The sequence below is a fragment of the Streptomyces jumonjinensis genome (assembly GCF_009600885.1).
Classification (GTDB): domain Bacteria; phylum Actinomycetota; class Actinomycetes; order Streptomycetales; family Streptomycetaceae; genus Streptomyces; species Streptomyces jumonjinensis.
Genome location: NZ_VCLA01000128.1, coordinates 29488 through 35536, shown reverse-complemented (window position 1 = coordinate 35536; position 6049 = coordinate 29488). Strand labels below are relative to the sequence as shown.

The window sequence follows — 6049 nt, the reverse complement described above, 5'->3', positions numbered from 1 at the left end:
CGGGCTGACCTCGCTGACCGCGGGAGCCTCCCGGATCTTCGAAGGCGGTCCGGTGAGCCAGACCGTCGTGGAGATGGAACGCGGTTTCCTCTTCCTGATGTCCATCTCGGACGGCTCCTCGCTGGCCGTGCTGGCGCACCCCGACTGTGACATCGGCCTCGTCGGCTATGAGATGGCCCTGCTGGTCGACCGTGCGGGCGGGGTGCTCACCCCGGACCTCCGCGCGGAGCTCCAGGGCAGTCTGCTGCATTGATCCGCCCCATCCCGCCCTTCTACGAATCCACTCGATAGCGCGCTCACGCGCCGTCACCGTCAGGTCGCCCACCGGCCCCCCACCGGCCCGCTCAGACGGCACGCCGACCACTTGCTGTCCCGCCCGGAGGACTCATGACACCGCCAACCGCCTCTCACGATCCGTACGGCGTCCAAGCCGACCCCTACGGTTACGAAGGCGACCAGCCGCTGGTGCGTCCGTACGCCATGACCGGCGGCCGGACCCGGCCGCGTTACCAGCTCGCCATCGAGGCGCTGGTGAGCACGACGGCCGACCCCGCGCTCCTCGCCGGGCTGCTCCCCGAGCACCAGCGGATCTGCCATCTGTGCCGTGAGGTCAAGTCCGTGGCCGAGGTGTCGGCCCTGCTGTCCATGCCGCTCGGCGTGGCCCGGATCCTCGTCGCCGACCTGGCCGAGGCGGGCATGGTCGCGATCCACCAGCCGGGTAACGGAGACGCCGGCGGCACGCCGGATGTGACACTGCTCGAAAGGGTGCTCAGTGGACTTCGCAAGCTCTAGCGGCGGTGCAGCCCGCTCAACCACCAGCGCGAAGATCGTGGTGGCGGGCGGATTCGGCGTGGGCAAGACCACGTTCGTCGGCGCCGTCTCGGAGATCAACCCGCTGCGTACCGAGGCCGTGATGACCTCCGCCTCGGCGGGCATCGACGACCTCACCCACACCGGCGACAAGACCACCACCACCGTCGCCATGGACTTCGGCCGCATCACCCTCGACCAGGACCTGATCCTCTACCTCTTCGGCACCCCCGGACAGGACCGCTTCTGGTTCATGTGGGACGACCTCGTACGCGGCGCCATCGGCGCCGTCGTCCTCGTCGACACCCGCCGCCTCGCCGACTGCTTCCCCGCAGTCGACTACTTCGAGAACAGCGGCCTCCCCTTCGTCATCGCCCTCAACGGCTTCGACGGACACCAGCCCTACAACCCCGAAGAAGTCCGCGAAGCCCTCCAGATCGGCCCCGACACCCCCATCATCACCACCGACGCCCGCCACCGCGCCGACGCCAAAAGCGCCCTCATCACCCTCGTCGAACACGCCCTCATGGCACGGCTCAAGTAGACGCGACTCAAGTAGACACGAACGTACGGCAGTTGTCGTAGTTATGAGTGGGCGGACTGTGTCCTTTGACACGGTCCGCCCCCGTGTTCATAACGTTTCGACAGAGAATTGACGCGGCCCCGATACCCGTTGCATACGCATGGTGTCGCTGTGCTCACATTTCCTTCGCCTTTTGAAGGGGCTCGCTCTTTATGCCCGTTTTATCTGTCGACGAGATCACTCGGAATGGCTGATTCCAACTGTTTGGAACCGACCCACTCCACATGCTGAAATTCGACGGACTTCTGAGTAGTACGGCTCCGAACGAAGCACGGCCCGGTACAGGCGCCGTCGCCGAGAGGTTGTTGGTCGAGTGAGGCGAAGCAAGAAGAGCTCCGCAGAGCAGCAGGCACGGGGCAACTTCACCCCGCCGCCGCCGCGCGCAGCGGTGCCTGCGGACGCCCCGGCGCCGAACCCGCCTCCGGCCGCGAAAGGCTCCAGGAGCCGGCTCTCCCCGCGTAACTGGCGAGTGCCCACCCGGCTGAACGCGATCCTTCTGATACCGGTGCTCGTCGGCCTGATCATGGGCGGTTTCCAGGTCAAGGGCTCGATCGACACCTGGGACGAAGCACAGGACGCCGAGCGGACGGCGCTGATCGTGAGCGCCGCCTCGGAGTACGGACGGGCTCTGCTCAACGAGCGCGATCTGACCGCTCAGCCGCTGCTGACCGCCGCCACCCCCGAGGCCCGCGAGTCCGACGAGGTGAAACAGGCGTACGCCGTCACGGACGCCGCGAAGCGGAAGTTCGACGCGGCGGTGAAGGACCTGCCCGAAGGGCTGGGACTGGAACGCCGGATCGAGCTGTTCCGCGCGGAGGAGCCGGGGCTGAAGAAGCTCCGGGAGTCCGCCTACACCACCAGCCTCGATCCGGTCGCCACCGAAGAGGGCTATGTCCAGGTGCAGCACTCCCTCATGGAGTTCGCCAACGAACTGGGCCTCGGCACCGGAAATGTCACCAGTTTCGGGCGCATGGTCTACGCCATTCAGCTCGCCAAGGCCGCTGAATCGCTTCAGCGCTCCATTGGTATGCACCTTCTGGTGCGTCCGAGCAAGAAGCCCGATGTCTTCGCCAAGCAGACCATCGCCTTCAATTCGTACAACTACCTTGAGCAGATCGCCATCGCCGAGTTCGTCTCCGGCGGCACCCAGGCCGACATGGACCGGCTCCAGGACATCATGGCGAAGAGCGCGGCGGACGGCGCGAAGAAGCTCCAGGCGGGCGGTCTGACGCCGCCCGAGGAGGACGACTCCGTCTTCACCGGCATGGCCCGCGCGATCGGCACCGGCACCGAGCCCGGGAAGCTCGCGGAGCAGGACATCACCCCCGAGACCTGGATGGCCGTCTCCACCGCCAAGTTCGAGGGGTACGACCAGGTCGAGAAGGAGCTGGTCGACCGCGCCGTCCAGGAGGCGTCCGCCATCGCGGACGACGCCCGGCGCGACGCCTTCGTCAACGGCGCGATCACCGTGATCGCGCTGCTCGCGGCCTTCATCCTGGCCGGCGCGGTCGCCCGCCAGATGAGCCGCTCGATGCAGCGGCTGCGCACCGCCGCCTTCGGCATCGCCGAACAGCGGCTGCCGATGCTGGTCGACCAGCTCTCGCGGACCGACCCGGGCCGGGTCGACACCCGGGTGCAGCCCATTCCGATCGACACCCAGGACGAGATCGGCGAAGTCGCCCGCGCCTTCGACCAGGTCCACCGCGAGGCCGTGCGGCTCGCCTCCGAGCAGGCCCTGCTCCGCGGCAATGTGAACGCGATCTTCACCAATCTCTCGCGCCGCAACCAGTCGCTGATCGAGGGCCAGCTGACCCTGATCACCGATCTGGAGAACCGGGAGGCCGACCCGGACCAGCTCGCCTCCCTCTTCAGGCTGGACCATCTCGCCACCCGTATGCGCCGCAACGGCGAGAACCTCCTGGTGCTCGCGGGCGAGGAGCCGGGCACCCGCTGGAACCAGCCCGTACCGCTGGTGGACGTGTTGCGGGCCGCCTCCTCCGAGGTGGAGTCGTACGAGCGCATCGAGCTGACCGGCGTACCGGAGACGGACGTCCACGGCCAGGCCGTGACGGACCTGGTCCATCTGCTCGCCGAGCTGCTGGAGAACGCCACCACGTTCTCCTCGCCGCAGACCAAGGTCCGGGTGACCGCCACCAGGCTCCCCGACGGCCGGATCATGGTCGAGATCCATGACAAGGGCATCGGCCTGACCGCCGAGGACTTCGCCGACATCAACCACAAGCTGGCCGACCCGCCGACCGTGGACGCCGCGGTGTCGCAGCGCATGGGCCTGTTCGTGGTCGGCCGGCTCGCCGACCGGCACGGCATCCGGGTCCAGCTCCGCCCCTCGGGCGAGCAGGCGGGCACCACCTCCCTGGTGATGCTGCCGGAGGCGATCACCCGGGGCGGCGGCGGCGAGCCGCAGCCCGAGGACGACTTCACCGTCTCGCAGATCATCCCCGAGCAGCCGTCCTTCAGCGGCGCCCCGCTGCTCACGGCGGCGGATCTCGGCTTCGACGACTCCCGCTACGAGCAGACCGCGGCGACCCCCGGCCTCGACCCGGTCAACCGCTCGCTGAAGCGCGAGGGGCGGCGGGCGGCGCTGGAGGCGCAGACGCAGGGCGGCGAGCCCCGCTCCTTCCCGCAGCAGCAGGGGTACGCCCCCGGGTACGGCGGCCAGGAGTACGCGGAGGCCGGTTACGGCGCCGCCGAGACGGCCCAGCAGCCCTACGGCGGCTACCCCGCCGCCGGTTACCCCGGGCAGCAGGGTCATCCGGAGGGCGCCTATGCGGAAGCGGCCCACCAGGTCCCGCAGAACGCTCAGACGCCGTACGAGGCCGGCTTCGGCACCCAGCCCCACCAGGGTGACTGGACCGATCAGACCTCCTACCCCACTGCTTTTGAGCCGAATTTCCAGCCAGAACCGGAGCCCGACGCACAGCCCGTGGGCCGCTCCGCGACCGGTCCCGGCCCCAGTGGCTTCGACGGCCCGGGGCACGCCCCGGGCGGCGCACACCAGCTGACCGACGCGGGCCTGCCGCGCCGTGGCGGCCGGCAGAAGGCGCAGACCGCCCAGGGCACGCAGAGCGCGCAGCAGCCCCCGCAGGAGTGGCAGCAGCCCGCCCAGCCGCCGCTCGGCGAGCGGCCCGAAGCGGACGGCGCGGACGGCGCGGACGGCGCGGGACAGCCGGTTCCCGCCGAGACCGGCGGCTGGCGCTCGTCCAACGACGAGCGCTGGCAGCGGGCGGAGAAGCTGCGCGAGCCGAAGGCGGGCGGGGTCACCTCGTCCGGGCTGCCCCGGCGGGTGCCCAAGGCCAATCTCATCGAGGGCGCCGCCGAGCAGACCCAGCAGCAAGGCCCCCCGATCTCCCGCGCCCCCGAAGACGTACGCGGCAGGCTGAGCAATCTGCGCCGCGGCGTCCAGCGGGGACGCAGCGCGGGAACGGACCCGAACGGACCGGCCACTCAGGATCACCACGGTGGCCCGGGCAGTACCTACAACCAGGAGCGTTAGTGTGAGCCCGATGAGCCAGGCGGCGCAGAATCTGAACTGGTTGATCACCAACTTCGTGGACAACACCCCAGGGGTGTCCCACACGGTGGTGGTCTCCGCCGACGGACTCCTGCTGGCGATGTCCGAGGGATTCCCGCGCGACCGCGCCGATCAGCTGGCGGCGGTCGCCTCCGGGCTGACCTCGCTGACCGCGGGAGCCTCCCGGATCTTCGAAGGCGGAGCCGTCAACCAGACGGTGGTGGAGATGGAGCGGGGTTTCCTGTTCATCATGTCCATCTCCGACGGCTCCTCGCTGGCCGTGCTCGCGCACCCGGAGGCCGACATCGGCCTGGTGGGTTACGAGATGGCGCTGCTGGTGGACCGGGCGGGAAATGTCCTGACTCCGGACCTCCGCGCGGAACTTCAGGGCAGTCTTCTCAACTAACCGGCAGACAGTGCGTTTCGCGCCACCGCACCATAGGGTGCGGTGGCGCGGCTCCACAAGGACGGGAACCGGCTACTCGCAGTCGGAGGAGGAAACGTGGCAACACCACCAGGCGGACGCCCTTATGACGGCGGTGCTCACCAGCCGCCCCATGAGTACTCCCATGATCGCTACGGCTTCTCCTCCGCACCGGACGGACCCGGCTCCGCCCAGCCCTTCCAGCAGCAGCCGTACGCACCCTCGTACGAGCAGCAACGCCGCGAACAGCAGCATTACCAGCATCAGCGGCGACGGGCGCAGGAGCCCCCGCACCACCAGAACGCCCATAATCCTCTGGTGCGTCCGTACGCCATGACCGGCGGCCGGACCCGGCCGCGTTACCAGCTCGCCATCGAGGCGCTGGTGAGTACCACGGCGGATCCGATGAACCTGCAAGGGCAGTTGCCCGAGCATCAGCGGATCTGCCGACTGTGCTTCGAGATCAAGTCGGTCGCGGAGATCTCGGCACTACTGCATATCCCCCTCGGCGTCGCCCGGATCCTCGTCGCCGACCTGGCGGAGGCCGGTCTCGTCGCCATCCACCAGCCCGGCGGCGACGAGGCCGCCGGCGGTCAGCCAGATGTGACACTGCTCGAAAGGGTGCTCAGTGGACTTCGCAAGCTCTAGCGGCGGCGCGGCCCGATCGACCACCAGCGCGAAGATCGTGGTGGCGGGCGGG

6 protein-coding genes and 1 pseudogene are annotated in these 6049 nt (G+C 69.1%); all 7 read left to right on the top strand.

The genetic code is table 11. From position 1 onward, the window contains the following. The coding region (locus FF041_RS15200) for a roadblock/LC7 domain-containing protein (protein ID WP_194292044.1) at positions 1-253 on the top strand (253 nt) is incomplete at its 5' end. Between the two features lie 134 nt (positions 254-387). Then, positions 388-792 carry a DUF742 domain-containing protein gene (locus FF041_RS15195; protein WP_153486097.1) on the top strand — a complete coding sequence of 135 codons (405 nt, stop codon included), beginning with the start codon at positions 388-390 and terminating at the stop codon, positions 790-792. Continuing rightward, on the top strand, positions 773-1354 hold the full coding sequence (locus FF041_RS15190; RefSeq protein WP_159686641.1) for a GTP-binding protein: 582 nt from the start codon (positions 773-775) through the stop codon (positions 1352-1354). Before FF041_RS15195 ends, FF041_RS15190 begins: the two co-directional genes overlap by 20 nt. A gap of 352 nt (positions 1355-1706) precedes the next feature. Next, positions 1707-4907 (top strand): sensor histidine kinase, encoded by a 3201-nt coding sequence (locus tag FF041_RS15185; protein WP_323391890.1) that lies wholly within the window; start codon positions 1707-1709, stop codon positions 4905-4907. 10 nt (positions 4908-4917) lie between these two features. Next, on the top strand, positions 4918-5331 hold the full coding sequence (locus FF041_RS15180; RefSeq protein ID WP_009997645.1) for a roadblock/LC7 domain-containing protein: 414 nt from the start codon (positions 4918-4920) through the stop codon (positions 5329-5331). 96 nt (positions 5332-5427) lie between these two features. After that, a complete protein-coding gene (locus FF041_RS15175) occupies positions 5428-5997 on the top strand; it encodes a DUF742 domain-containing protein (protein WP_323391889.1) in 570 nt (189 codons plus the stop codon). After that, positions 5978-6049 (top strand): annotated as a pseudogene (locus tag FF041_RS15170) (ATP-binding protein); the annotation flags it as partial. The gene FF041_RS15175 and the pseudogene FF041_RS15170, both read left to right, overlap by 20 nt.